Origin of the sequence: Tychonema sp. LEGE 07196 (assembly GCF_963890365.1) — a bacterium.
In the GTDB taxonomy this organism is placed as follows: Bacteria; Cyanobacteriota; Cyanobacteriia; order Cyanobacteriales; family Microcoleaceae; genus Microcoleus.
In genome coordinates this window covers 1-25,688 of sequence record NZ_CAWPRX010000047.1, presented here as the reverse complement: position 1 = coordinate 25,688, position 25,688 = coordinate 1, and the positions used below count along the sequence as shown (strand labels likewise).

24 protein-coding genes and 1 tRNA gene are annotated in these 25,688 nt (G+C 44.0%); 9 read left to right on the top strand and 16 right to left on the bottom strand.

Annotated features, from left to right (window positions below; all coding sequences use genetic code 11):
* The first annotated feature begins 370 nt into the window (after nt 1-370).
* The 3 genes from AACV78_RS06125 to AACV78_RS06115 all read left to right on the top strand — a co-directional run bounded on the left by AACV78_RS06125 (nt 371) and on the right by AACV78_RS06115 (nt 4,072).
* Nucleotides 371-2,056 (top strand): hypothetical protein, encoded by a 1,686-nt coding sequence (locus tag AACV78_RS06125; protein ID WP_194012842.1) that lies wholly within the window; start codon nt 371-373, stop codon nt 2,054-2,056.
* A 222-nt stretch (nt 2,057-2,278) separates the two neighbouring features.
* Nucleotides 2,279-3,274 carry a pentapeptide repeat-containing protein gene (locus AACV78_RS06120; protein ID WP_194012843.1) on the top strand — a complete coding sequence of 332 codons (996 nt, stop codon included), beginning with the start codon at nt 2,279-2,281 and terminating at the stop codon, nt 3,272-3,274.
* Nucleotides 3,275-3,424: 150 nt separating this feature from the next.
* Complete coding sequence (locus AACV78_RS06115; RefSeq protein ID WP_194012844.1) at nt 3,425-4,072, top strand: hypothetical protein; 648 nt, start codon at nt 3,425-3,427, stop codon at nt 4,070-4,072.
* Nucleotides 4,073-4,261: 189 nt separating this feature from the next.
* Here the strand turns inward: AACV78_RS06115 and ureC are convergent, their stop codons facing one another.
* The 7 genes from ureC to AACV78_RS06080 all read right to left on the bottom strand — a co-directional run bounded on the left by ureC (nt 4,262) and on the right by AACV78_RS06080 (nt 10,904).
* Nucleotides 4,262-6,139: an urease subunit alpha gene (ureC, locus tag AACV78_RS06110; RefSeq protein ID WP_194074275.1), complete on the bottom strand. Its 1,878-nt coding sequence runs from the start codon at nt 6,137-6,139 to the stop codon at nt 4,262-4,264.
* Nucleotides 6,140-6,206: 67 nt separating this feature from the next.
* Entirely contained in the window at nt 6,207-6,518 is a 312-nt protein-coding gene (locus AACV78_RS06105; protein WP_194012157.1) for an urease subunit beta, read from the bottom strand.
* Between the two features lie 33 nt (nt 6,519-6,551).
* Complete coding sequence (ureA, locus tag AACV78_RS06100; protein WP_015179363.1) at nt 6,552-6,854, bottom strand: urease subunit gamma; 303 nt, start codon at nt 6,852-6,854, stop codon at nt 6,552-6,554.
* 162 nt (nt 6,855-7,016) lie between these two features.
* Complete coding sequence (locus AACV78_RS06095; protein WP_194012156.1) at nt 7,017-7,892, bottom strand: urease accessory protein UreD; 876 nt, start codon at nt 7,890-7,892, stop codon at nt 7,017-7,019.
* Nucleotides 7,893-7,954: 62 nt separating this feature from the next.
* A complete protein-coding gene (locus AACV78_RS06090; protein WP_194012155.1) occupies nt 7,955-9,268 on the bottom strand; it encodes a photosystem II assembly protein in 1,314 nt (437 codons plus the stop codon).
* On the bottom strand, nt 9,261-10,184 hold the full coding sequence (locus tag AACV78_RS06085) for an SPL family radical SAM protein (protein ID WP_194012154.1): 924 nt from the start codon (nt 10,182-10,184) through the stop codon (nt 9,261-9,263). The genes AACV78_RS06090 and AACV78_RS06085 overlap by 8 nt, the downstream gene beginning before the upstream one ends.
* Nucleotides 10,185-10,819: 635 nt before the next feature.
* Nucleotides 10,820-10,904 (bottom strand) — tRNA-Leu (locus AACV78_RS06080).
* A 198-nt stretch (nt 10,905-11,102) separates the two neighbouring features.
* Between AACV78_RS06080 and ndhL the strand changes: the two genes are divergently transcribed.
* The 3 genes from ndhL to trpA all read left to right on the top strand — a co-directional run bounded on the left by ndhL (nt 11,103) and on the right by trpA (nt 12,648).
* On the top strand, nt 11,103-11,318 hold the full coding sequence (ndhL, locus tag AACV78_RS06075; protein ID WP_193972727.1) for an NAD(P)H-quinone oxidoreductase subunit L: 216 nt from the start codon (nt 11,103-11,105) through the stop codon (nt 11,316-11,318).
* Entirely contained in the window at nt 11,319-11,624 is a 306-nt protein-coding gene (locus AACV78_RS06070) for a DUF3007 family protein (RefSeq protein WP_194012153.1), read from the top strand. It begins immediately after the preceding gene.
* Nucleotides 11,625-11,856: 232 nt separating this feature from the next.
* Nucleotides 11,857-12,648, top strand: coding sequence for a tryptophan synthase subunit alpha (gene trpA / locus AACV78_RS06065; RefSeq protein WP_194012152.1), 792 nt, complete (start codon nt 11,857-11,859; stop codon nt 12,646-12,648).
* A gap of 20 nt (nt 12,649-12,668) precedes the next feature.
* On the opposite strand, the gene AACV78_RS06060 is transcribed toward trpA, so the two are convergent.
* Nucleotides 12,669-12,863 carry a hypothetical protein gene (locus AACV78_RS06060; RefSeq protein WP_194012151.1) on the bottom strand — a complete coding sequence of 65 codons (195 nt, stop codon included), beginning with the start codon at nt 12,861-12,863 and terminating at the stop codon, nt 12,669-12,671.
* Nucleotides 12,864-13,230: 367 nt separating this feature from the next.
* On the opposite strand from AACV78_RS06060, the gene AACV78_RS06055 reads away from it, so the two are divergent.
* Complete coding sequence (locus tag AACV78_RS06055; RefSeq protein ID WP_194012150.1) at nt 13,231-13,878, top strand: DUF6658 family protein; 648 nt, start codon at nt 13,231-13,233, stop codon at nt 13,876-13,878.
* A 439-nt stretch (nt 13,879-14,317) separates the two neighbouring features.
* Here AACV78_RS06055 and AACV78_RS06050 read toward each other — a convergent pair whose 3' ends face one another.
* A complete protein-coding gene (locus AACV78_RS06050) occupies nt 14,318-14,581 on the bottom strand; it encodes a hypothetical protein (RefSeq protein ID WP_194012149.1) in 264 nt (87 codons plus the stop codon).
* Nucleotides 14,582-14,922: 341 nt separating this feature from the next.
* Between AACV78_RS06050 and AACV78_RS06045 the strand changes: the two genes are divergently transcribed.
* On the top strand, nt 14,923-17,322 hold the full coding sequence (locus tag AACV78_RS06045) for an ATP-binding protein (protein WP_194012159.1): 2,400 nt from the start codon (nt 14,923-14,925) through the stop codon (nt 17,320-17,322).
* Between the two features lie 393 nt (nt 17,323-17,715).
* On the opposite strand, the gene crn3 is transcribed toward AACV78_RS06045, so the two are convergent.
* The 7 genes from crn3 to AACV78_RS06010 form a co-directional block, all read right to left on the bottom strand.
* The gene (gene crn3, locus AACV78_RS06040; RefSeq protein ID WP_194012148.1) at nt 17,716-18,045 is read right to left on the bottom strand and encodes a CRISPR-associated ring nuclease Crn3/Csx3; all 330 of its coding nucleotides are present in this window, start codon (nt 18,043-18,045) and stop codon (nt 17,716-17,718) included.
* A 44-nt stretch (nt 18,046-18,089) separates the two neighbouring features.
* The gene (locus AACV78_RS06035; RefSeq protein WP_194012147.1) at nt 18,090-19,019 is read right to left on the bottom strand and encodes a DUF192 domain-containing protein; all 930 of its coding nucleotides are present in this window, start codon (nt 19,017-19,019) and stop codon (nt 18,090-18,092) included.
* Between the two features lie 19 nt (nt 19,020-19,038).
* Nucleotides 19,039-20,772, bottom strand: a complete 1,734-nt coding sequence (locus AACV78_RS06030; protein WP_194012146.1) for an NAD+ synthase — start codon at nt 20,770-20,772, stop codon at nt 19,039-19,041.
* An 88-nt stretch (nt 20,773-20,860) separates the two neighbouring features.
* Nucleotides 20,861-21,154: an isochorismate lyase gene (locus AACV78_RS06025; RefSeq protein WP_194012145.1), complete on the bottom strand. Its 294-nt coding sequence runs from the start codon at nt 21,152-21,154 to the stop codon at nt 20,861-20,863.
* 508 nt (nt 21,155-21,662) lie between these two features.
* A complete protein-coding gene (locus AACV78_RS06020; RefSeq protein WP_194013067.1) occupies nt 21,663-22,412 on the bottom strand; it encodes an NUDIX hydrolase in 750 nt (249 codons plus the stop codon).
* On the bottom strand, nt 22,373-22,972 hold the full coding sequence (locus AACV78_RS06015) for a nicotinate-nucleotide adenylyltransferase (protein ID WP_194013068.1): 600 nt from the start codon (nt 22,970-22,972) through the stop codon (nt 22,373-22,375). The genes AACV78_RS06020 and AACV78_RS06015 overlap by 40 nt, the downstream gene beginning before the upstream one ends.
* A gap of 396 nt (nt 22,973-23,368) precedes the next feature.
* On the bottom strand, nt 23,369-24,772 hold the full coding sequence (locus AACV78_RS06010; RefSeq protein WP_194013069.1) for a nicotinate phosphoribosyltransferase: 1,404 nt from the start codon (nt 24,770-24,772) through the stop codon (nt 23,369-23,371).
* A 541-nt stretch (nt 24,773-25,313) separates the two neighbouring features.
* On the opposite strand from AACV78_RS06010, the gene AACV78_RS06005 reads away from it, so the two are divergent.
* Nucleotides 25,314-25,463: an isochorismate synthase gene (locus AACV78_RS06005; RefSeq protein WP_194013070.1), complete on the top strand. Its 150-nt coding sequence runs from the start codon at nt 25,314-25,316 to the stop codon at nt 25,461-25,463.
* Nucleotides 25,464-25,688: the final 225 nt, after the last annotated feature.

Here is a 25,688-nt window from a genome sequence, read left to right as displayed (position 1 = left end):
TGAGCAAAAGGCTTAGATTTGAGATTTTAGATTGAGGGATCTATCGATACCTCATCGAGAGTGAGAACTGCTATAAGTAGTGAATTATCGCAAAATTTTAGACCCTTGCTGAAATCCGGTGATTCGCAAAGCTGCAAGTCAATCCAAAATCTCAAACTTGTACGCTCGCCAAGTCGAAAAATCTAAAATGGAAAATCCACTGCATCTTGACCCGCCCAAAAACGGCAGCCCCCGCAGGATAGTCGTGGAACTCCTAAAATTTTAGACTCAAGTTGGGGTGCCGGTGAATCACTGGCAATGCAAGTAAATCTCAAATCTCAAATCTCAAAGCTCAAATCGACTGACAGGGTATTTTTTGGAGAGGAAAACTATGCAAGCTTTATCTATTTTAGATGAAGTTGTTCGCGAATTAGAACAAGACATCAATCTCTCGCGCATAAAAAAAATTATATTTTTTGCTTGTAAAGAGTGTTGGGAAAACGATTCGACCAAACTCGCCAGCGCCGATGTAAAGAGTTTAATCCAAGAACTCTGCGCTAAATACAACAAGTTAGAAGATATTGAAGCAGTTTTAAGCAGTCTAGTTGCCAAGGTAAATAAAAAAACCGAGTACGCTTTAATGGCAGATCAAATCGTCTGCCAACTGAGCAGGCTTTACGAATACCAAGACTTCACAAAATTAGAAACAAACATATCTAATTTTGGCGGTTACGAAGCACCTGCATTTGACGAACACTTTAGTTCGGAACTGCCACCAGAGGAGTTGAATGAAAGAGACCCCGGAGATCTATTTGATGTCCGACAAAAAATTTTACAGCAAACAAATCCGCTGAGGGCGAAAATCCTCATTTTTTCTACTCTTTATCACCAGTTCACTTTTAGCGAGCGCGACTGGATGCTGCTAAAAAGCCAAGAACTTGACAATCTGCTGCGACAACTGTTTAAAGTCTGCAGCAGCCTGCCCGAACTCGAATCTCAGTTGTACAGAACGGCCGGCAGTCTAGACAACACAGACGAATCCGACCAAGTGGCTAGCGTGATTATCAAAGCGATGAATTATTGTTACGCAAAATTTCCACAGAAAGAACACGATAGAGCCGAAGATTCCGTTACCGAAGATTACGATCGAACCCATTTAAACAACAGCTTTTATCAAGAAAACGAGCCGGTTGACAGGGACAACGATTATTTTGAGTCTGGCGATATTACTCACATCATTCAAGCGGCTCCCACTCACTATTATTATGACCCAGAGCAGACTTGCTTAGTGCCAGACACGGCAGAAAATACCAAGTTTAAACAACCCGAAACCAGCAGCAATAATTCTACGGCAAATTTCGGAAAAGACTTGGTAGAAACTTTACCAGTTTCCGAAACCCCGACAGTTATCGAAATTTACGATCCGACCGTTCCAGTTACTATCAATATTAGCGATTCCATCAAGCGTAAGTTGGGATTGGAAGAAGAAATGACAGGATTGGTCAGTCAAAGCGCTAACTCAGCAACGGATCAAATAGAAAAGATCTTCAGCGAGTTAGAAGCTGCCTTGAACGGCAAATTTTCTACGGAAAGTCCAGAGGAACGTTTGTATTTGAAATATAAAAATCTCAGAGATTATGTAGAACAAGTTCAGGGATTTACCGACAAATTAATTGAAATCCTGAAGGAAGTAGAGTCAAAAGAAAGCGGGTACTCTCCTTCTGAAACCTCGGAAAATATTGCCGAACACAGTTCAGCAACAGAGCCGCCAAATTCCCCAGAGAAATTAAATCAGTATCAGCTTGTGGAAATGGCACAACAAGGCAAGCCAAAGGCGATCGCCCTATTGATCAATCAATTGCTAAAGCCTAAAGGAATTACCGCTATAGCCGGATTTAAAGACGGTTGGCTCCACGTTATTTTGGAGTCTGCCGAATCACCAAACCAAGAGACTACAGCTACATACATTCACAAAAAACTGTGTACTTTAAAATCAAAATATCTGACTCGCGTGAAAATTCACGGGCGACAGGTAGGTAACAAAACAGTCGCTTGGACTCAAGAATTTGTGAATTAAACTCATTACATTCCCTCGACAGAATCGAAGCATCTCAGTTTGGCAAAAAGCGTTTTTTTGTTGAGCCTGCGAGCGTCCCCGATCGGGGATGCTCGCACTATAAAAGGCTAAACTGAGATGCTCCCGACAGAAGTTTGCGGCCACAAAAACTAAGTTTGCAAGACAAAGACTGAAATTCAAAAATTCAAGTAATAGCATATTTTACTCAGATTCAAAACAAATATGAATGCCAGCGAAATTTTAAGGCGATATACATCAGGAGAACTAGATTTTCAAGGTATGAACCTCAGAGGCGTATACCTCAGCGGCGCGGATTTAATTGGCGTAAATTTAAGCAGTGCTGACCTCTGGGGTGCAAACTTAACGATGTCCTACCTGAGCAGAATTAACCTTCAGAGCGCAAATTTAACTAATGCCAAGTTGTGCGGTGCTAACTTAAATCAGGCCAACTTGAGCGGAGCAAATTTGTCCGATGCAGACTTCCACGGAGCGACTTTGCAAGGTGCAGACTTTCGCAAAGCCAACATCTCTTTAGCAATTTTTATCGATGCAAATTTGAGCGATGCAGATATGCGAGGAGTCAATTTGCAAGCTACAGACTTGCGAGGCGCTTGCTTGCGCGGTGCAAATTTGCGTAAGGAGCCGCGAATTTTTGAGGGTGCAAATTTGCGGAGTGCAAATTTGCAAGGTGCAGATTTGCGGGGCGTCAATTTGCTAGGTGCAGATTTGACTAAAGCTAATCTCAGTCAAGCGAATTTGACTGAAGCATCTCTGCGGGAAGCAAATTTGACTCAGGCGAACTTGAGCGAAGCTATTTTAAATGGCACATTTTTGACTGAAGCAACTTTGGTAGAAACAAATTTTTCTTGGGCTGTTATGACAAATGCTAAGTTAGAAAGAGCTATATTAATTGATGCTGAATTGGCTGGTGCTAATTTGCGCGGTGCATTTCTTCCTGATGTTAAATTGAGCAATGCTAATTTAGTTATGGCTGATTTGAGTCGAGCTAATTTGGTGAGGGCAGATTTAAGTCGAGCTAATTTTAATCAAGCAAATTTGACTGAAACCGATCTGACTGATGCTTACCTGGCTAGAACAGATTTGCGGGAGGCAATTTTGCACCGCACAAATTTGATGAGAGCCGATTTGACCACTGCTAATTTAGCGGGAGCTCAGTGGCGCAGTACAATTATGCCAAGTGGAGAATTGCACGGATAGTAATTGGGAATTGGTAAGGGGAATTGGTAATTTTTAGGGTGGCTCAGCGATTAGTTTATCAATGCTGTCAAACAGCTAGCTGACGCATCCTGCAAGGTGCAATTTAAATCCACAGTAGCTGAGCTTGACAGTAGTTTTCACTCATGAGTCATGGGAAATTATAAAACAGTTTTTTTGTTCAACAGCCTAACCTTACTATTAGTTGGGCTAGTGACGGCGTGTCTGAGTTTATTCGGTTCCTCGGTAAAAGGATTATTTTTGCCGCCTTGCTCTGCCACGTATCCGGGTGCTGGTTTCTTTTTCTTGGCGTTTCAAATGTTATTTTATTTATCAGTAATGGTGTGTGCTTTTACCTTGGGATTGCTGAGAATTCTTCAGCCAAATCGCCCGGAAAATCGATTTATTTTATATTCGGCAATGTTTGCAGGTTGCTTTCTGTTCAATGAAGTTTTTCGCACCCACGTTCATCTGGGACGTGCTGGTTTTCCGAAAGTGACAATTGTCATATTTTACCTTGTGCTGGCAATTGCATACGGGTTAGCTTTTAGGAAGCAAATTAAATTAACTCCCTATCCTTTACTGTTGAGCGGCGTTGGGTTGTTATTTGTTGCCTTTTGTGCAGAAGTGCTGCCTTTAAAAAACGAGATTGTTTCGAGCTTGTTGGAGGGAATCCCCAAGCTGTTGAGCGGGATTAATATTGCACTTTATTTTTGGTTTGTGTGTCAGGGTTCGATCGTGCGATCGATTTTTATAACAATAAATCAAATCCAAAATGAAGGTGTGGGGGCTGGTTTTTGAGATTGTCGGTTTTTGGCAAACATTGTTGGTAAAACCCGCCCCTACATGATTGTATAATCGGTTAAAACTGATATCTTGCACCTGTGGCAAAAACCGGGTTTATGACCGCAAATTTAGCATCAAAACCTATATCTGAAGTTCATAAACCCGGTTTTTAAGAGCTTGCTGACAATGGTGCTCTTCTGTCAGTTAAAACAGAAAATATCGCTGCGCCATTGGCAAAACAGTTGCCGGTTCGCAAGTTAACAATTCCCCATCCGCCCTCACTTCATAGGTTTCTGGATCGACTTCCATCTGCGGCAAATAATCGTTCAGTTTCATATCTATTTTACTAATTTGCCGCGTGCCCGAAACTGCTACAGTGGGCTTTTGCAAACCGAGCTGTGCGGCAATATCTCGATCGCGCGCCGCCTGACTTACAAACGTCAAACAAGTCGCCCCAATCGCCCCCCCAAAGCTGCCAAACATCGGCCGCATATGCACCGGCTGCGGCGTGGGAATGCTAGCGTTAGCATCTCCCATCTGCCCGTAGGCGATCGCCCCTCCCTTAATTACCAGTTCCGGTTTCACCCCAAAAAACGCCGGCCGCCACAAACACAAATCCGCCAATTTCCCCTCTTCCACCGAACCCACATACTGACTGATTCCATGAGTAATCGCCGGATTAATTGTATATTTTGCAATGTACCGCTTCGCCCGAAAATTGTCATTTCCCCCCTCTATTTCCCCTTGATAAGGGGGGGTTATCCCTCTTGTTCCCCCCCCTTGATAAGGGGGGGTTATCCCTCTTGTTCCCCCCCCTTGGTAAGGGGGGGTTATCCCTCTTGTTCCCCCCCCTTGGTAAGGGGGGGTTATCCCTCTTATTCCCCCCCCTTGGTAAGGGGGGGTTAGGGGGGGTAAATTCCCCCTTTGCACCTTCATTTTATGAGCCGTTTGCCAAGTCCGAATAATCACTTCCCCAACCCTTCCCATCGCCTGCGAGTCAGAAGAAATCATGCTAAACGCACCTAAATCGTGCAAAATATCCTCAGCAGCAATTGTCTCCCTTCTAATTCTCGACTCAGCAAAAGCCACATCTTCAGGAATCCCCCGATCCAAATGGTGACAAACCATCAACATATCTAAATGTTCTTCCAAAGTATTGACAGTGTAAGGGCGAGTCGGGTTAGTAGACGAAGGCAAAACATTAGCTTGGCCGCAGACTTTAATAATATCCGGTGCGTGTCCGCCGCCAGCACCTTCAGTGTGGTAAGTGTGGATTGCCCGATTTTTAAAAGCCGCAATTGTCGCTTCCACAAATCCCGCTTCATTGAGAGTATCGGTGTGAATTGCAACTTGCACGTCGTACTCGTCAGCCACACTCAAACAATTGTCGATCGTCGATGGCGTAGTTCCCCAATCTTCGTGGAGTTTCAAACCCATTGCACCGGCGAATATTTGTTCGACTAATCCTTGAGGTTGACTGCTATTTCCTTTACCTAAAAATCCCAAATTCACCGGGAAAGCGTCGGCTGCTTGCAGCATTCTGTACATATGCCAAGGGCCGGGAGTGCAAGTTGTGGCGTTTGTACCCGTTGCAGGGCCAGTGCCGCCGCCGATCATTGTCGTGATTCCAGAGGCGATCGCCACTTCTATTTGTTGCGGGCAAATAAAGTGAATGTGAGAGTCAATTCCCCCAGCCGTGAGAATCATTCCTTCACCGGCAATAACTTCTGTACCCGGCCCGATAATAATATCAACCCTATCTTGAATGTAAGGATTTCCGGCTTTACCAATTTTGTAAATTTTGCCGTCTTGAAGCCCGACATCTGCTTTAACAATTCCCCACCAATCCAATATTAAAGCATTAGTAATTACCGTGTCAACAGCACCGTCAGCATTAGAAATAGGCGACTGTCCCATGCCATCGCGAATAACTTTGCCGCCGCCAAATTTAACTTCATCTCCGTAGGTGGTGAAGTCTTGTTCAACTTCAATGAATAATTCTGTATCGGCTAACCGGACGCGATCGCCCACAGTCGGCCCGAAAGTTTCCGCGTAAGCGCGACGATCCATTCTGTAACTCATATTAATTAGCTCCTTACTTGATTATTTATTGTTCACGCAATATTGTCGATAATACTCAAACAGTCTCTCATCCATCTAACTTACCGTTCACTTTCCCATTAAAGCCGTAGACTTCACGACTGCCGACAAACGGTACTAATTGCACTTCCCTTTCATCTCCGGGTTCAAATCGGACTGCTGTTCCCGCCGGGATATCCAGCCGCATTCCTTTTGCTTGTTCTCGATTAAATGCCAAGGCTTCGTTCGCTTCATAAAAGTGATAGTGGGAACCGATTTGAATCGGTCGATCGCCCGTATTGCCTACTAGCAAACGCACTGTTTTACGCCCTGCATTTAATTCAATTTCGCCTGCTGAAACAATCATTTCTCCCGGAATCATATCTATCTCCTGCGAGTTGTTACGGCGGAATATTTAACGAATCGGATCGTGGACTGTCACCAACTTAGTGCCGTCGGGAAAAGTCGCCTCAACCTGCACTTCGTGCACCATTTCCGGTATCCCTTCCATGACATCTTCCCGCGTCAGGAGAGTTGTCCCGTAGCTCATTAAATCTGCGACGGTGAGGCCGTCTCTAGCTCCTTCTAAAATCGCGGCGGAAATGTAGGCTAGTGCTTCTGGATAGTTTAATTTTAAGCCTCTTTGTTTCCGGCGCTCTGCTACGAGGGCAGCGGTGAAAATCAGCAGTTTGTCTTTTTCTTGGGGGGTGAGTTGCATTTTTATTCTGGTAAGGGCGATCGCATTATTTGGTTGTGATATCGTTTACGGTTGTTGGTGAATGATTGAACCGCAAAGGGCGCAGAGGGCGCAGAGTCAGAGAAGAGAGAGATGAATAATCTAGTTAGGATGGCAACTATACATTGAAACTCAAATATCATCCTATTTTATCCAAACTCTGGGCAAACAGCAAGGGCGTTCGGAAAAAGATAAGCGCAGCAAGTGCCAAATGCTGACAAACCAGTCTCTCGCTGCGGTGGTTGATGAACCGCGATATCGGCACAGCAAACCGTTAGGAATACGAGTCACGCCGACGGTGGAATTACCCGGATAAATTGTTGCCTCAGAGGGTAAATTTCGCACTTTTTTTACTATTTCTGTAGTAACTGGTTCGCCGATCCAAGCGAGGGTAGCAACTACGGGTTTTCCTGCTAAACCGTGAGGACTTTCGAGCATTTCTGAGCCACCTTTGAGCAATTGTCTGTCAATCCACAGAGGGCTGTTTTGTTGCCAGACTTCGGTGTGCGAGATCCATTCTCCCGATAAGAACTTTTCGCCCCTAGCACTGCGTCCGAACCGCGTAATTTCCCACAGCAAAATCCTCGCTGTCGGTGCTAATTCTACCCGCATATTTTGCTGATAAATTGCGCCGTCAAAAACGATTGTTTCCTGCGGTAGCCATTCTAAATTAGCGCCAGATTCTAGTTTGATATCGATATTTTGTTGTGATTTTAGTCCGCTGCTGCGATAGATTTTACTAGCAGCGGCGCTGGTAATCAAGGCTTTGGTGTTGGGTTGGAGGTGAAAATTGCTGGAAAGGCGATCGCCCCCGACAACTCCCCCAGCCGTGTGCAAAATGACGCTGTGACAAACCTCTTTCCCTTCAGGATAAAACGGGCGCTGCACCTTGAGGGGCGCTTGCATTTGATTGTGGATGATTTGAGTTGCGCCGCTGCGGTTGGCGTAGACTAAATTGAGGCTGCCGTGCCATCCAGTTTGAATGTTATTTGTAGGTTTTTCAGTCGAGTTTTGAATCACAGATTTTTATAATTAAGTGTTAAATTTGAAACGTCTCTCAAGTTTTTTAAGATGTACATTCCTCATTTTTTTGCCAATATCACATAGTCATCAAGTGCATAATTGGAGTCATAATGTAACTTAAAGTGCTGGCGAAAAAGTGGACTAATAAATTCCTTGACAGGTAGATTTTTTCTAGCAAACTTTGCATAATTAGGATGGGATGTCCTGATACCAGTTGAACTTAAATATTTATACCAAACTAAGTTTAAGCCCAGCTCATCAACAAATTGTTGTACTACACTTAGCTCTTGTTGGCAATCATCAACTCGACTAACATTGTACGGTATCAGCAACTTTTTTTCTTGAATAATTAGCAAAACGCAACCCGAATCATTCAGGGTGCTTGTAAATATATCCTTGTAAATTTGAAGGGATTTTTCTCTTCTCTCCTCATCGTTAAAAAAACAGTGAGAAATCACTATAAAATCAAAAAATTTTTTGGGCAGTCTTTTAGATTGATTTTCCCCATCAAAGATACTAGAAGTGTCAAAACGAAAGTAAGCATTCATCGCCTGGGGTTCCATGTACTGCCGCCAAAACTGGAGTCCGCGATATTGAAAAGCTTTTTGCTGTTCCAGAGAGTAGTAGGATATGTGCATTGGTGGCATTGAAAAAAAGTCGCTACTGCTTTGTAGCAACAAACCAAGTCCGTAAGCAACAGTACCCGGCCCCGCCGCAATATCGAGGATATTAAGTTTAGTTGGCAACAACCCTGCTTTGTAAACCAGGAACCAAGCTAGATATGCACAATAGACGTTATCTAGGAAATATCTCATTAAATAGATGTGAGGACTTAGCTCAAAACTGTATTGAGGATCTTGTCCTTCTTTCAGTTTTTGTATGTCGTCAACAGCTTGTTTAAGTAAATAATCAATATTGGTTTTTTCGCGGGTTAACTTATTAATTTCGTTCTTGATAAAGCCCGCCAGATGTTGTTCAAACTTATTAAAAACTTTCTCATCAATGCCAGTGCATTGAATCATACTTGCATCACATTCTATCAACTTGAAAGCTTTGGAAATATATTCAATCAACTTTGTGTCGGGAAACAAGGTTGATTCATCCATCCGCGCCAGAGAATCGTCAAGTTGCCCGAAGCTTAGTTGTATTTCTAATTCTGCTAAATGCCGATCGCCTTCTTTGATCCGGTCATTTTTTTTCTGCAATAACTTCTCAAGCTGTAGACGTTCTTTAAATAGCTTCTGCTGCCATGAGAGTTTTGCCCCGGAATTTTCTATTTGTTTTAACAGTTGTTTGGCAAGTCGATTATTTTGACTCTTAACGGCTTCATTAAACTTATGGGAACGCCACCAATTTACTAGCAGATTACTCATAGCCAAATCCCTCTTTACCTTCCATAATTTCAACATCCGGGAGCATCGCAATTAATTTATTTTTAAACTTGCGATAACTGTCTTGTTCGCTATTGTACCACCAAGCGTATTTTTGTTTGAGAGCTAATGCTTCCTCGCGAGTTGACGCAATTAGCGATCGCCCGTTGCTGGCATGAAAATCCTGAATCACCACTCGATCTACAACTTCCAGCTTGCTAATAAAATTAGCTTCATCTTCCGGTAATGTAGGAAGTAGTGGCGTCACAGTTATAGAAAATCTGACTTCGCAATTTTCTCGGTAAGGAAAACTATCTCTTAATTTTGCCATAGCTTTGAGTCTTGCAGGAATACTCGGCGATTTTGGTTCAAAATCTTTCCTCACTTTTTCGCTACCAGTGGGAATGCTCATGTTAATTCGCAACCGCTGAAATTGCTGTAAAATATCGATATCTCTAGTTATCATAGGACTGCGAGTTTGGATAACCAGCGTCGGCTGATAGGGAAGCATCACTGGTAACAAGTACCTAGTTAATAGTTTTTTAGATTCAATGGGCTGATACGGATCTGTGACACTACTCATGTAAATGCTAGGTGGTCGTTCGGGGTTTTTCTTGTACCAAATATGCAAATCTTTCTTTAAAATTTCCGCTGCATTTTGCTTTATAATTACCCAATTCCCCCAATCCTGGCGCATCTGTGAATTAGGGCTAAAAGCAGCAGCATAACAATAACTGCATCCGTACTGACAGCCGCGATAAGGATTCAGCGTGAAATCGTAAGCGCTGATAAATCCAGTCGCTTTGTTGAGCAATGACTGTGCATTTTGTGCATACACTTTGGCAGTTCCAAAGTTCTCTCCGCGTGCGACTGTGTGTTGCTCGTCGGCGGAATATCCCTCATACTGAGACTTTACCATGATTAAAACCTGTTGTTACAGTATTAAAACGGAAAATGTTTAGGAATGAGAAAGGCTATGGCGCTTCATCTTATACCAATTTTATAAAGTAGCGCTAGATATTACCCCCCCCTTATTAAGGGGGGGGCTAAGACTTCATCCATAGCACATCTTTAGAAAAATGGTATTACTACTTCACTTTACCGCACTCAACAAACGCTAGTCAAACAGTGGGGAATTACTCAACTTTACAATAAATTTTTTGAAGAACCAACAAGTCAACTTTATAAACTCCATGAAGCGCTCGATCGCGAATGTAATGCAGCTTACGGATTTACTGACAGCGACGATATTTTAGCAAAACTGCTGGAATTGAACCTAGAACTGGCAGAAACCGAAAAACAAGGTCAGCCCATAGTTGGGCCCACAGCCCCGAATTAAGCGAAAATACTAATTGCCACGTAAAATTTTTTATCCCTTTCCTCTGCAATTCTTGCCCAGCATCAAGGCAAAATTGAGATCCATCCCCAAATCGGACAGGGTACGGAATTTGTGATTGCTTTGCTTGTGGCTGCCTAAAACACGATACACACAAATTCACGATTTTTTTCACAAGTCGAGAATCGGTGTGTATCGCACTTTCAACCTAAATTTGATGGGGGTGGAGGGACTTGAACCCACACGACCGTTTCGGGTCAACGGATTTTAAGTCCGTAGCGTCTACCATTCCGCCACACCCCCCTTTAGTCAAATTGCTGTGGATTTGATTCACTGACAGCAACAGCCTTTTATTCTACAACCAAAACCCCAATTTACGCAACCCCTAATCTAAAAATTCTCAAAACTCGCGCTGCATCTCGCCAAGGGGTACAATAGTTAACCAGCTAGCGGAGCGTCTGTGCCCCCTTACCGTTGTTATTATTCCCCTAAAGCAAATCTATGTATATTACCTTGCTTCTTTACGCCGTGTTAGCAGGAGCCTACCTCCTCGTAGTACCCGCCGCCACCTACGCTTACCTGAACAGCCGCTGGTACGTGGCAACCTCTTTTGAGCGCGGCTTCATGTACTTCTTGATGTTCTTCTTCTTCCCCGGTATGTTTCTCCTAGCTCCCTTTTTGAATTTTCGCCCCAAACGGCGGCAGATAGAAGCCTAAATGCGACGTATTGACGTAATTGGAATCAGTCTCGGCTTTTTTGTAGCAGGTGGCATAGTCTACTTGCTACTGCAATTCGCCGGACTCGACAGCATGAATGCAGGGATTTGGAGTCAGTTATTTTTGGTTGCTGGCTTGATTGGCTGGCTGGTGACTTATTTATTTCGAGCCCTGACTCAAAGTATGACCTACAGCGAGCAACTGAAAGAGTACAAAGATGCTGTCTTGCAGAAGCAGCTTGATGCACTCACTCCTGAAGAGTTAGCCAAACTTCAAGCCGAAATTGAGCAGGAAAAAGATAATTAGTCAATAGTCATTAGTCAACAGTCATTAGTTATTAGTGTTTTTTAGGCGTGCGAGGATGTCGCTCGCTTCGGGCAACTGACGACTGATGACTAATGATTGAGGATGGAAAGCGAGTTCTTAATCTCGCACTAATGACAAGGTTCGCGAGCGATGACAGCACTGATGACTAATGACTATTGACCAATGACTATTGACTGATGACTAATGACCAATGACCAATGACTAATAACTAATGACTATTTCTAATTGTTTTGAAACGTTGCGTAAGAGCAACAAATGTGCATTAATTCCTTTTATTACTGCTGGCGACCCAGATTTGGAGACAACGGCTAAAGCACTGCAAGTTTTGGATGATAGCGGTGCTGACGCGATCGAGCTTGGTGTTCCCTATTCTGACCCGCTAGCTGACGGGCCGGTGATTCAAGCCGCCGCTACTAGGGCCCTGCAGCGGGGAACGCGGTTAGATCCGGTGCTGGAAATGGTAGCCAAAGTTAGTCCAAATTTGCGATCGCCCATTATTCTATTCACCTACTACAACCCGATTTTGTACAGAGGTATAGAAACCTTCTTGCAGCAAATCAAAAGTGCTGGAGTTCAGGGATTGGTTGTACCCGATTTGCCCTTAGAAGAAGCCGACAGTCTCATCCAACCTGCCAACAAATTAGGGATTGAACTAACATTATTAGTTGCTCCGACAAGTCCCAAAAATCGCATAGAAGCGATCGCCCGCCAGTCTCAAGGATTTATTTACTTAGTCAGCGTAACCGGGGTTACGGGAGTGCGCGAAGGCTTAGAAACGCGAGCAAAAGAGTTGCTGCAAGAAATTCGCAGCATCACCGACAAACCCATCGGTGTCGGTTTTGGTATCTCGACACCGGAACACGCTCGACAAGTCAAAGAATGGGGTGCAGACGCTGTGATTGTTGGCAGTGCTTTTGTTAAACGCTTGGCCCAAGGCACTCCAGAAGAGGGTTTAGCAGCGGTAGGCGAATTCTGCAAGAGCTTAAAAACAGCGATTCAATGATAGCAACTGTGCAAATACTTTCAGCCATTAGACAGATGCGGGCGATCGCCCCGTGTCGCCACAATTGGGATTAAAGACTTTGTTGTACTTGAGATCAAACACCTCCTTCCTTCTGGTTCTTGACCGGAAGGTTTTTTTTGCTCCCAAAACGCAAAACCTTTCAACCCAGGGCGCGCACTTCCCGCCAAACGCTCAGCCAAGCAGGGAAAAGGCATTGCCGTATCCGGCGCACACAACTACGACGATTGTTAATAAAAATTGGTATGAGATGGAGGATTGTCCGTTTTTTGTTCCATCTTCCTTCTTGTATCAATCTACTGTCAACCTAACGACGGGCTTTTCGGGCAAGTTATCAACTGTTTGCTATTTGCAGTTTGCTGTCCACTCTTCCATCTTCCATCTTCCTTTTTCCATCTATACCTGGTACAACTTGAGGAATCTAACTTGAGGTAGATGAAAAGCTCCTGTTATTATTTATATATTTTAAAAAGTGTTTAAGTTCCTCTAGTTTGTAATGCTAGCCATCTACACAACTACCAGGAATTAGAGCATATCACAATAGAAATAGAAAGGATCATTTTTATGAACAGACTAACTGCATTTCTGAAAAAAATTCGAGCTGTACAAATTTTAACAGTGTTTCTGGCTGGCATTTTAGTATTAGTGAGTACGGCCTGCAGTCGCCCTGATGTGAGCGCAACAAAAACGGATATGAGCGCAACAAAAACTGATGTGATGGCAGCAAAAACCTCCGACCAAATTAGAGAAGAAGTGCCTTCTGAGGCTGTAACTTCGGTATATAAAGGCGGCCAGAATCAATACAGCGATGACGATCCAAGAAACACAACTGTTACAGCAGCAGAAGCAAAAGCTCAGCTTCTCAAAGATCGAGCCCAGCGCCGCATCGACACCAAATCTAGCAGCGATGTGGGCGAAAATGTGCGGCGGGTAAAAGAAGATGCGTCCGACAAACTTGACGAAATTGGCGACAAGGTGAATGAGAATTCTCGCACGGTTCAGCGCAAAGCTGATAACTTTGGCGACAAAACCAAGGAAGGCTTTGCTAACCTTAAAGAAAACACTCGCGACGGCTTGAAGGGAGCAAAAGAAATTGTTAAAGAAGCCACCGAGGGAGCAAAAGAAAGAGCAGCAGAGGGTACTGAGTCTCTGAGATATAATACCAGCGGCGGCCAAGAAAATGTCACAGATGCAGCGCGAAATGCAAAATAGAACGCTGAAGATGCCTCGGACAATTTTCGCTCGAAAGTGAATCGGGATATTGACAGAACTCAACGAGCAGCAGAAAGAGCAGCAGATGCGATCGACTAATTTCAAATAACGTTGAGAAACGAAGCAATATTATTTTTTGGCATTGCTTCGTTGTTCGCAAAGAACCAGCAATATACAGCGTGTTCCAGGTTTATGATGTACACCTCATATAAACCTGGGATACGCTGTATCTTTTTGCAGGAGCCATTTTACTGGTTTCACGATCGAGCTATATTAAATTACTTAATTATATAGAGTATTCTTTGAGACACAATTTTTACATGATTCTACTGAATTTGGCATTAATTTAACTGCATTTGAGATTAAACGCAGCAATTTACACGTAAGTAAAAGACTCTCAATTCGATCGCCTAAGTATAAAATGTTGTTTGGTAGATAACTATAATTTGCGATCGGCAACTAGAAAATTATGCTGTTTATACCCTAAGATAGATACATTAACTATTGTCAAGTTAAACTCTCCACTGGGATCGGCCAAAATGGCTGCAACAGTAGAGGTAGTAAATTTGACAGTAAGGCCTGGAGATTGCCCGATCGCGCAATTATACGCCGATTGTCGATCGGCTGCTGTCTCGGCGGCACCCGAAAAACACTCGCAACCGGCTAGCAGCAAACGGGAGCATCTGTGTTTTGCAAGAAGCATTTTTTTACAGTGCCCTCGGGATCTCGCAATCTGTAAAATACGCGAATTCTTGAAGTGTTCTGACTATCAATGCAAAACTGAGTTGCATCGCAGTTGTTAATTGCATTGCTCAAAATAGTCCTTAAGCGAACAGACATTCTCGACTAACTAGAAACAATCAGAGTTATTTACTAATCTATAAACTCTCCAAATATTTCAATTTATCTTGACTGTTTTCAGCCAGATAGAGCGGTATAAAATCGGTTTAAAAAATGCGAAAGATGCGCGATATATTGTCGGCGCAATCTGAAGCAGATCGATAGGGGGATGCAGACAAACTTTATTTGGAAAATTTTGTTGTGATGCTAGTAACAATGATGCACGACTTTTACGATGCGCTGGCACATTTGGCAACCTATACAGATGCCGCACCGACGGAGCGCCAACAAATCCTGAAGCGCGTTGAGACGAGTCAGAAAAAACTCAAAGAATCCGCGCACCTTACCCCGATCGATTACCAGCACAAGTTCGATCTGGTTGAGGCAGAATTGCGGGGCCTTTTGGGGCAGAAAGCAGAAGCAATGGAATTGTACGATCGAGCTATTACTGGAGCTAAAGCTAACGAATATGTTAATGAAGAAGCTCTCGCCTGCGAACTCGCTGCTAAGTTTTACCTCTCCCACGGTAGAGAAAAAATTGCCCTAGTCTACATGATAGATGCCTGCGATTGCTATGCTCGCTGCGGAGATGCAGTCAAAATTGAAGACTTAAAAAAACGCTATCCTCAATTGTTATCGCCGATTTTGCCACCAGCAACAGTCGCTGCAAATCCATTAGCAACTGCCGTCATACCTCCTAATCAAAATCACTCGGTGCATCCATTTATTCATTCATCTGTGTCGCGTCAACTTTCGGATTTCGGAGTTTTTTCAACTCTGCTAAAAGCTTGTCAAGCGCTTTCTAGTGAAATTGAACTCGATCGACTGATTGCCAAACTGATGCAACTGGCGATCGCAAATATAGAAGCTGACAAAGTAGCGCTGCTGTTACCAAACGGCAGTAAATGGGAAGTGGCTGCAGCAAGCGCGATCGACAGTTTGGGCGTCGAAAGGGCGATCGGCTTACCATCAGCAGCACTCGATAAAAACAGCGATATCCTGCCCCTAAAAATTGTTGACTGCGTTAAAAACTTGTTGAAACCTGTGATTGTGCGGAACATTGCTGAAAATGGCGATCGCGATTCCGACTCCTACATCCAGAAATACCAACCGCAGAGCCTGTTATGTTGGCCGATTCTCGAGCGAGACAACTTAGTCGGCATCTTGTATCTAGAAAATCGGTTAACTGCAGGAGTTTTTACGCGCGATCGCTTGCAATTTCTCAATCTCCTGTGTTCCCAAGCAGCAATCAGTTTATCAAACGCTATACTTTATCAAAAATCTCAAGATTACGGTCAACAATTAGAGCGATTGCTAACAAAATTTAGCCGTACTGAAAATCAGCTTGCCGAGCAGAAACAAATGTTACAAGCGATACTTGATGTCGCTCCGATTTGGATTTGGATGGTGAATCCAAAGGGTAAAGTACATTTTTTTAACAATACCTTTTGCAAAGATGTGGGCTCGCCTCTAAGCGCTTTTTTAGCTGCCGAGCATTACAAGGATATACTGGGGGAAAATGCAGCAAACTGTTTGGTTTCAGATGCCGCCTGTCTTGCCCAAGATTCGCCGCATTACTCCAGCGAGACTCTCACATTAGTTGACGGCAAACAACACTATATAGAAGTCACGAAAGTGCAGTTAAAAAATTCCCAAGGCGAGACGGTTGGGATTATTGGTTTGGGTGTTGATGCCACGGATCGCAAGCAAGCAGATGAACTTTTGCAAAAGCAAAATCAACAACTAGAACAAACTTTAAAAGATTTGCAGCAAGCGCAACTGCAAATAGTGCAAAGCGAGAAAATGTCGGCTTTGGGCAATTTAGTCGCCGGAGTCGCCCACGAAATCAACAATCCAATTGGATTTATTTCTGGCAATTTAAGCGAAGCTAAAAGAAGCTTGGCAGATGTTATAGAACATTTAGAATTGTATCGATCCGATGCACCAAAATCGGAGATGGCTAATCATGCTGAAGAGATAGACATCGATTATCTTTTGGAAGATTTACCGAAGATGATCGATTCAATGCAAGTCGGGTGCGATCGCATTTCTAGCATCAGTACCAGCCTCCGCACCTTTTCCCGAGGAGACAAAGACTACAAAGTTCCTTTTAATATTCATGATGGTATTAATAGCGCTATTTTGATTTTGAAACACCGCCTCAAAGCCAACGAATACCGCCCGCAAATCGAAGTAATAACTAAATACGGCAATCTCCCTAAAATTCAATGTTTCCCAGGTCAATTAAATCAAGTTTTTATGAACCTGCTGGCCAATGCGATTGATGCCTTAGAAGAGTCAAACTTAGGACGCAGTTTTAGCGAAATTGCCACCAATCCCAACCGCATCACTATTTGCACTGAGGTACTGGGGGAAGGGCAGATTCAAATTAAAATTGCTGATAACGGCACTGGGATGCAAGAGGAAATTAAAAAGTATATATTCGACCATTTGTTTACGACGAAATGTGTCGGAAAAGGCACTGGATTAGGGTTGACCATTGCCCATCAGATTGCGGTAGAAAAACATGGCGGCAGCATTGAGGTGAGTGCGGAAGCCGGAGTTGGGACTGAATTTGCGATCGTTTTGCCGGTGAAAGGATAAATTTTAATTACAGCAGTTTAGTCAGTAGGCTATTACTGATACCAATTTCATAAAGTAGCGCTAGACATTACCCCCCCAACCCCCCCGATGCTTTGGGGGGGCTAAGACTTCATCCATATCACATCTTTAGAAAAATGGTATGAGATGTTGCACCTGTGGCAAAAACCGGGTTTCTGACCACCAATTTAGCGTCACAACCTATATCTTTCGTTCAGAAACCCGGTTTTTAAGAGCTTATGGAGAATGGTGCAAGATGTGAGTTATTACAAATAATTAACATGAGGTGGGGGAGAGGGGGCGGGTTGATAAATATTGTGGATGTGATTGAAAGATTGTTGGTAAAACCCGCCCCTATAAATACTACAGGTAATTTACCCAACATTATCTAATTTATTAATTTGGCAAACTCAATTTCAATACCTGTCCGACTGATACTTCGTGCTTGTGAGTTGCTACCACCACCGCACCTTCCAATCGCGGATCGTAACATCCAACCCAAGCTGCAGGATGACATTCGTGCACTAAATACCCGTACAGCCAAATCGCTCCTCTACCTTCAATGACAATTCCTTGGCTGAATTGAACGCCTTCGGGAATTTTCAAACCTTGTAAATCATCGGGTGTGATAATACCGTCTTGAGTGGCAATTCGCAAACGCAAATGTTGGTAAGCTAAACCGTCTTGAGTTTGATTGGGGATGATTTTTAATTCAATAGGATTCATGGGATGCACATAATGTTGAATGCTGTTGTAAAATAATATGCTTTTTAGGGTAAATTGGGAATAATATCGCCCACTTTCAATCCCAATTGAGCCGCCCTTCCGCCTTTGAGTTCAATAACTCCGTCCACGGGGACATCCGGGCCGTAGTTGGGGCAGGTGTCGCTTAAACACGGCGGTACGTTAGGAATTATCGCCTGCACTACGCCTTCGCGCAGAAAAACCATATCGAGTTCGACTGACACGTTTTTCATCCAGAAACGCACGTTTCGCGCCGGGGCGATCGGGAAAAGCATTCCCCTGTCTTCGGGCAATTCTGTGCGAAACATTAAGCCAATTGCTTGTTCTTCGGGAGTTTTCGCCACTTCTAGTCCCAAGGGGCGATCGCCCACAATAGTATTAGCAGAAATTGGCAAAAGTTGACCCATATCCATCCCGCCAAACAGCGATATAAAGTTGGTTTCTGTCAGGTTAGGTTTTCCCAAAACAACTCCTAAATAGTTGCCAGAATTTTTATTTTGCATGACAGTTTGGTTGTCTGAAACAAAAATGTTCAAATCGCTAAACTTTATGTTATCAGTCAAGACAATTTTATCATTGCCGCTGCCAAAATCTGTAATTACATCAGCTTCATTAATAGTAGGTGCGGCGGAGGTTGTGTCAATCACAAATAAATCATCGCCCGCGCCTCCTGTCAAGATATCCTTACCTTCACCGCCGATTAGTAAATCGCTACCCCGATCGCCATTAATCCAATCCGAATCTTGTCCTCCATAGATTGTATCGCTTCCCCGGCCTCCTGAGAGCGTGTCAGCGCCTTCATTTCCGGCGAGCAAGTCGTTGTCGCTACCGCCAAAAATCAGGTCATTTCCCGCCAAACCTTGAATAGTGTCATTACCAGCAAATCCTGTAATCGTATCGCTGCTGGGGCTTCCTAGGAGAAAATCGAAGCCGAAAGTACCGCCTATGTTAACCATTTAGTTTCTAATGATGGCTTTAATAAAAGGAAGCTTTGGCGATCGGCATTCGCCAACCGGTACCAAAAGCTCGATCGCTAATTTTCAAGCCAGGGGCTGCTTGTCGCCGTTTAAACTCCGATTGCCTGACTAATTTTACTACAAATTTAACCACCGCTGCATCGTGTCCCGCCGCCACAATTTCTGGGACAGATTGGTGATATTCGATCGATCGCTGCAAGATATCATCCAAAATATCATAATCCGGCAAAGAATCTCGGTCAACTTGTCCCGGTTTCAGTTCAGCACTAGGGGCTTTACTAATAATATTAACCGGAATTATTTTTTTATTAGGGGAAGGAGACGGAGGTAGTTTCCCTGCATATCCGCCAGCATTCAGCCACCGACAAAGCGAATAAACTTGACTTTTCTGCAGGTCAGAAATCACCGCCAATCCGCCATTCATATCGCCGTAGAGAGTGCAGTAACCAACCGACATTTCTGATTTATTACCAGTGGAAAGCAGCAAATGTCCGAACTTATTAGAAATTGCCATCAACAGATTACCTCGAATCCGGGATTGAATATTTTCCTCAGCAATCCCGAAAGTTGTATTGACAAACAAATCGGCGAGAGTGCGATCGTAGGATTTCATCAAGTCGCCGATCGGCAACAATTCGATCGCCATACCCAGATTTCGGGCTAATTCCAAAGCATCATTAACCGAATGATCCGAACTGTAAGGAGAAGGCATTAATACCCCCAGCACATTTTCCGGCCCGATCGCGCAACAGGCGATCGCCGCCACCAAAGCCGAATCTATCCCGCCGCTCAAACCGAGTACAACCTTAGAAAAACCGCACTTGCGAACATAATCTCGCACTCCCAAAACCAAAGCAGCCCAAATTTCTGGATCTTCCAAGGGCGGATCGAAACTTAAATCAGTTGCAAAACCGGAATTTTGCCCCTTCCCGCTGCTAATTAAATCTTGTTTTTTTTCGTCATATTCCAGCACGGCAAAATCCGTTTCAAAAGAATTCAATACCTGAATCAAATCACCCTTTCGATTCACCGCCAAACTGCTGCCATCAAAAATAATATCATCATTTCCCCCTACCTGATTAGCATAAACAATCGGTATTCCCCAGCGAATGACACTATGCTGCAACATCGCCGATCGCACTTTCCGCTTCCCGACAGAATATGGCGATGCCGACAAATTCACCACCAAATCCACCTCCATTTTTGCCAAATCAGCAATCGGATCGCCCGCGTAACTGCGTTTACCCCAAAACTCCCGATCGTTCCACAAATCTTCACAAATTGTCACGCCAATTTTCAACTCGCCAACAGTAAAGTAATTGCTACTTTCTCCCGGTTCAAAATATCTATCTTCATCAAATACATCATAAGTAGGCAACAAGCGTTTATGAAAAACTTGTTTAATAGCACCATCTTGCAACAAAACAGCGCTATTAAACAATGCTTTTCCGCCTAATTGAACAGCATGAGCATTAGGTACAACAGTACCGACTACAACCGTCAAATCCGGCGGCAAATTCCGCGCCAGTTGCTGCAACTGTGCGGCGGCGGCTGCAATAAAACTCGGTTCGATCAATAAATCGCGCGGCGGATAACCAATCAGGGAAAGTTCCGGTGTTAGCAATAAATTTGCACCTTCCACCCTGGCTTTTTTCGCACACTCCAGAATTAGATTGGAGTTGCCCAAGATATCACCAATAGTAGGGTTGAGTTGTGCGATCGCAATTTTCATATTACCAATTCACCTCATAAATATTGCTAACAGTCCGCCGGCGCGGACTCAATTTTCTAATAGTTCTAGATGTGAATTTAGGGAAGGATTAGTCAGACTTGTAATGTTTCAACTCTTCTTCAATATAATAATTTACCAAATCGCGGTAAATATTTTCAACCACATCAGGGTTCAAACCCGATTCTTTAGCCCACTCGCGCCGCTGCTGTAACATATCATGAAAGCGATCGGCGGCTCTAACGTTAGCTTCACTCGTTTTGAACCTGGCTGCTGCGATGACGTATTTAAATCTCTTGCTCAAAGCGTCGATAACTTCTCGATCGATGATATCGATTTCCTCCCGCACTTCGTGAATATTGGCGCATTCATCAGGGTCTTTCATCACCGTCACTCCTTAATAGCTTCTATTCTTATCTTACTAAATCGATCCCCCAATGTCAGTCTATTTTAGATTTTAGATTGAAGAATTTTAGATTGATTCCATAGATGAATCTGGGACATTGAACAAGAAGTGAAAATTGGGCTTTCCACTACTTATACCATTTTTCTTTCATATGTGCTATGGATGAAGTCTTATCCCCCCGAAATCGCGGGGGGGTTGGGGGGGTAATATCTAGCACTACTTTATGAAATTAGTATTAATGTCATTTTTCAAAAATCGCGGAACGAAACAATTGTTAGGCTCGTTTATTCTTGCCGATAAGTAATATCCTGTCCGTTCGATTGACCGCAATCAGCAAGGTTGATAAAGGTTCGTAGTGCGGACGGTCGCCCGCACTACGAATGGCATAATTTTGGATAGCGACACACCATACAAATACTTCTCACCTTTTTGAAAAAGGCTATAAGTCGGGGGCTGTCGTTTTTGGGCTTTGTCATCCAAGAAACATTTAGATAAACACCAGTGGCTTATTTTTGAAAGGAGCAAAAGCTGCCGCATCAAAGCGGTACAAACTAGCAGGGCGGCCGGCCCCCCGCGAAACTTTAACTTTGGTATCGCACAAAAAACCCAATTTCAACAATCTAGCTCTAAAATTAGAATAATCCGAAAAATTTTCTCCTAAAATAGTAGTATAGAGTTGATACAAATCGCTCAAGGTAAAAAGCTCCGGCAAAACTTCAAAAGCTACGGGACTGTATTCAAGTTTGTTACGCAGTCGCCGGTATCCGTATTCGAGAATTTGATTGTGATCGAAAGCTAGCTTAGGAACTTGTTGGACGGGATACCAAGCAATGCCGCCGACGCGGTGGCTGACACCGGCAACTACACTCCCAGCAATTAATTCAGCTTCTTCAAACCGAACCAAAGCAAAATAACTCACCGAAAGATAGCGATCGCCCCTGGTAAATTCCCGAGGATCGCGCCCCGCTTCTCCAAAAGTATACAGTTGCTCCAAATACAAATTTTTAACCCGGATTTTTTCAGACAAAATTCGGTAAGCTGCTTGTTCGAGAGACTCTCCGTGCCGCACCAAAGTACCGGGAAGACTCCAACAGTCGATAAAGGGTTCGTCTTGCCGCATTACCAACAGCACCAACAAGCGGTTCTGCACGGTATCGACGGAGAAAATCACATTATCTACTCCTACTTTAAAGTCAGCTAATGAGCAACTTTCTCTCTTTTTTGTGCCTCGTGCCATGCGTACAAATGCTCCCGATTGATGTAATCTTCAATGGTCGGAGTTAGGGCTTCGGTGTCTCCTGTTTCGCGATAGGAGGTAGAAGAAACATTGGGAGCATTCAAAGATGCGATCGCCACTTCTGCACCGCTGCGCCTCAACTGCCACAAATCTAACTGTTCTGACGGATAACCAGGCCGCGGTACGATCAGCAACTCCACTTGTGTTAACAATTCTTCAAATTTGTACCAGCGAGGCAGTTGTCCCACCAAATCCGAACCTATTACCAGAGTCAACTCTGCATCCGGCCAATGCAATTTTGCTTGTTCCACAGTTTCTAGCGTTTTCGGACTGCTGAGCTCTGGATGCAGACAAAGATTGTGTCTGGGCGAATTAATTTCTTGAATGATTAACAGCAGCATTGCCGATCGGTGTTCTAGGGATGTGGAGTGCGACTTAAAAGGATTGTCCGACGCCCAAACTGCTACCCAATCAAAATGCTGGGAAAGCCAACTCAGGATTGTTTTGTGTCCTGCTGTAGGCGGATCGGCACTGGTTCCAAACAAGGCAATTTTCTGCATAAGTAATTAGTCGGTAGTCAGTAGTCAGTAGTCAGTAGTCGGTAGTCAGTAGTCATTAGTCAGTAGTCAGTAGTCATTAGTCAGTAGTCATTGGGAATTAAATTACATACTCATCACTGTTAGTATCAACTTAATATCAAACGTAGTTCCAGCCAGTTGCTTGATTGTTGACCTCTCTATCCCCCCTAACTCCTCTACAAAAGGGGAGGAAAAGAGCGATATAAGTCCTACAAAGCAGAAACTGGAGCGCTCAAAATGTCTCTTAAAAAAGGGGTAACTGTCAGCTCCAAAAGTTAGTCTCCTCAAGGGGGATTTAGGGGGATCGAGGCTAAGCTAGAAGCGAGATTTATCATGGATGTTAGTCTGATGTTGATACTAATAACTGATGACTGATAACTAATGACTCTTTTTAGTTTTTTGGGTAAGACTCAATAAATCTGTAGAAATTTCCACCGGAGGCGAAATCGGGTTATCTAATTGGCGGGTTTGGGCCGGCAAACTGGCGACAGAAGCCGTAGTTCGTTTGGCAATATCTTCCAAAATTTCTGGTTTCTGCACTCGTTTCCCATCCTTGAAAACCAATTCCATTAATGGTATATGAAATTCCGAAAGTTGATTTTCTTCCCCACACAGTGCCAAACAATCTCCGAGAATTTGTCCGTTTTGGAGATGTCTAAAAATTTGCTTTTTCCCCGGATATGTTACTTTGCCACTTGCCTCCTTCATCACCGGAATTCCTTCAATTTCCACCAATTTATAAACACCGTTTACAGGCGAGCCGCTGACCAACTTGGTTCCCAAACCGTAACCGTCAATGCAAGCGCCCGCATTTTTTAATTTAGCAATTTCTCGATCGTCCAAATCGCCGCTCACAATAATTGGCACACCAGGCAGGATCGATCGCACTTCGCGAGAAAGCGCCACCAAATCCCCCGAATCCAGCCGCACCCCTTCCAACAGCATTTCACCGCTGTTGACTCGATCGGCCAACATCCGCGCCGCCGCCACAGTATCGTAAGTATCGATTAATAGCGGCGCACCAGGAAAACAGCGGTGAAATGCTGCAAACGCCTGATTCTCGCTGCCTTCGAGAGCCGCCACAGCCATCACCAAAGCGTGAGCCATAGTACCGACAGGTTTGCGGCCCAACTTCAAAGCAGCCAAAACATTAGAAGTGCCATCGAACCCAGCAGCCAGAGCAGCCCTCGCCGCCCACACAGCAGCTTGCGGCCCAAAAGCCCTGCGCGTCCCGAATTCCAGCAACTTAGCGTCAGGGCCCGCCACATCCCGGAGCCGTGCCGCCCGCGTCGCGATTAAAGTTTGATAATTGATCGCATTCAACAAATAAGTTTCTACCAACTGAGCTTGCCACAGAGGAGCCTCAATTCGCAGCAGAGGCTCGTTAGCAAATACCGCCGTCCCCTCCGCAACGGCCCAAACATCGCCAGTAAAGCGAGCTGTGGCGAGCAGTGTCCAAAATCGCTCCGGTGCGCCAGCAAAAATTCCGGTGGAGTGCAAAGCTTGAATTTGCGACTGGGAAAACCGAAATTTCTCCAGATAGTCGAGAACTTGAGCCAAGCCCATCGCGATCGCGTAGCCAAAATTCTCTGGTAGGCGGCGGGCGAATAATTCAAAACTCGCAGGGCGATCGTCGATCGCTTCCCCGACATAACAAGCCGTCATCGTTAGCTGGTAGAGATCGGTCAACAGGCTGTAATCTGCTGGGGAAACGGTGAGTTCCTGGTCTTCTAAGATTTTCTCAAAACCTGTGAGGTGCAGGCTTTCTGTCGCAGTTTTCATAGCGAAAAACCCCGGACAAACTTATTTATTTAATTATAGTGATAAACACCATATCTTTTTGTAAATCTTTGATAAAGATTGCTGATACTATATTGCTTTTTTCTTGATTGCGCCCTTGCATAGAGGGTTTCAGGTTAATTTGCGGATTAAGATTATGGTATTTTTAATAAAAACAGCAAATTTGAGTTTGTAGGGTGTGCAGCGCGCGATCGTGTTGAGTTAGAGGGGCGCGGGTGGATCGGGAGTTTTTTGGAAAGTATTTTTGGGGTTTGAGGGCGATCGTCCAAGCTCCGCAATTTTTACATTCCTGGACGCACGCGGGGTCAAAAACCCGGTTTCTGAATCAAGCATTTCTCGGATCGAGCGACTATTTTTCAGAGAAACCGCGTTTTTTGCGTCTAGGACTATCTTAAAAGCTTCAGGTTGCTTCGATGTTGCGGACTAATAAGTAATTCAAACAAATATTGCTAAAGAAACCCAAAGACCGAAATTAATAGTAATATAAAAAGTATGAGAAGCAATGACAAGAGAGGCGGATGTAATGAATCTTTCTAAATCTTTGGCAGATGCGATGCGTTACGTTTCCGAAGCGGCGATGAGAATTTTTAAACGGAACGATGACGATTATCCCAATACAGGAGTTCAGCCTTTTGAAGGTACCCCACCCAAAGGCAATCAAAAAGACCCGTGATCGGGCGATCGGATAGTTTCTAGCGAGGTAAGCAAAGACATTTGCCTCAAGCAACAGCGCCAAGTTTTTCGACTACTTTTCAATATGTTCAATTTTTCCCAGCTAAACACAGTTTGGCTGGGATTTTGCTGTCAAAACTAGGTAAGCTGTTGTGCAAATAAACATTGTATATTTTGATGACAATCAAAAATTGTCAAATCCTCTCCCCCTCTCCCCCTCTCCCCC

What these genes read in the sequence shown, in the direction of transcription:
- AACV78_RS06125 (WP_194012842.1), top strand. Translation starts at nt 371, where the DNA reads ATGCAAGCTTTATCTATTTTAGATGAAGTTGTTCGCGAATTAGAACAA.
- AACV78_RS06120 (WP_194012843.1), top strand. Translation starts at nt 2,279, where the DNA reads ATGAATGCCAGCGAAATTTTAAGGCGATATACATCAGGAGAACTAGAT.
- AACV78_RS06115 (WP_194012844.1), top strand. Translation starts at nt 3,425, where the DNA reads ATGGGAAATTATAAAACAGTTTTTTTGTTCAACAGCCTAACCTTACTA.
- ureC (WP_194074275.1), bottom strand. Translation starts at nt 6,139, where the DNA reads ATGAGTTACAGAATGGATCGTCGCGCTTACGCGGAAACTTTCGGGCCG.
- AACV78_RS06105 (WP_194012157.1), bottom strand. Translation starts at nt 6,518, where the DNA reads ATGATTCCGGGAGAAATGATTGTTTCAGCAGGCGAAATTGAATTAAAT.
- ureA (WP_015179363.1), bottom strand. Translation starts at nt 6,854, where the DNA reads ATGCAACTCACCCCCCAAGAAAAAGACAAACTGCTGATTTTCACCGCT.
- AACV78_RS06090 (WP_194012155.1), bottom strand. Translation starts at nt 9,268, where the DNA reads ATGAGTAATCTGCTAGTAAATTGGTGGCGTTCCCATAAGTTTAATGAA.
- AACV78_RS06085 (WP_194012154.1), bottom strand. Translation starts at nt 10,184, where the DNA reads ATGGTAAAGTCTCAGTATGAGGGATATTCCGCCGACGAGCAACACACA.
- ndhL (WP_193972727.1), top strand. Translation starts at nt 11,103, where the DNA reads ATGTATATTACCTTGCTTCTTTACGCCGTGTTAGCAGGAGCCTACCTC.
- AACV78_RS06070 (WP_194012153.1), top strand. Translation starts at nt 11,319, where the DNA reads ATGCGACGTATTGACGTAATTGGAATCAGTCTCGGCTTTTTTGTAGCA.
- trpA (WP_194012152.1), top strand. Translation starts at nt 11,857, where the DNA reads ATGACTATTTCTAATTGTTTTGAAACGTTGCGTAAGAGCAACAAATGT.
- AACV78_RS06060 (WP_194012151.1), bottom strand. Translation starts at nt 12,863, where the DNA reads ATGCCTTTTCCCTGCTTGGCTGAGCGTTTGGCGGGAAGTGCGCGCCCT.
- AACV78_RS06055 (WP_194012150.1), top strand. Translation starts at nt 13,231, where the DNA reads ATGAACAGACTAACTGCATTTCTGAAAAAAATTCGAGCTGTACAAATT.
- AACV78_RS06050 (WP_194012149.1), bottom strand. Translation starts at nt 14,581, where the DNA reads ATGCTTCTTGCAAAACACAGATGCTCCCGTTTGCTGCTAGCCGGTTGC.
- AACV78_RS06045 (WP_194012159.1), top strand. Translation starts at nt 14,923, where the DNA reads ATGCTAGTAACAATGATGCACGACTTTTACGATGCGCTGGCACATTTG.
- crn3 (WP_194012148.1), bottom strand. Translation starts at nt 18,045, where the DNA reads ATGAATCCTATTGAATTAAAAATCATCCCCAATCAAACTCAAGACGGT.
- AACV78_RS06035 (WP_194012147.1), bottom strand. Translation starts at nt 19,019, where the DNA reads ATGGTTAACATAGGCGGTACTTTCGGCTTCGATTTTCTCCTAGGAAGC.
- AACV78_RS06030 (WP_194012146.1), bottom strand. Translation starts at nt 20,772, where the DNA reads ATGAAAATTGCGATCGCACAACTCAACCCTACTATTGGTGATATCTTG.
- AACV78_RS06025 (WP_194012145.1), bottom strand. Translation starts at nt 21,154, where the DNA reads ATGAAAGACCCTGATGAATGCGCCAATATTCACGAAGTGCGGGAGGAA.
- AACV78_RS06020 (WP_194013067.1), bottom strand. Translation starts at nt 22,412, where the DNA reads ATGGCACGAGGCACAAAAAAGAGAGAAAGTTGCTCATTAGCTGACTTT.
- AACV78_RS06015 (WP_194013068.1), bottom strand. Translation starts at nt 22,972, where the DNA reads ATGCAGAAAATTGCCTTGTTTGGAACCAGTGCCGATCCGCCTACAGCA.
- AACV78_RS06010 (WP_194013069.1), bottom strand. Translation starts at nt 24,772, where the DNA reads ATGAAAACTGCGACAGAAAGCCTGCACCTCACAGGTTTTGAGAAAATC.
- AACV78_RS06005 (WP_194013070.1), top strand. Translation starts at nt 25,314, where the DNA reads ATGAATCTTTCTAAATCTTTGGCAGATGCGATGCGTTACGTTTCCGAA.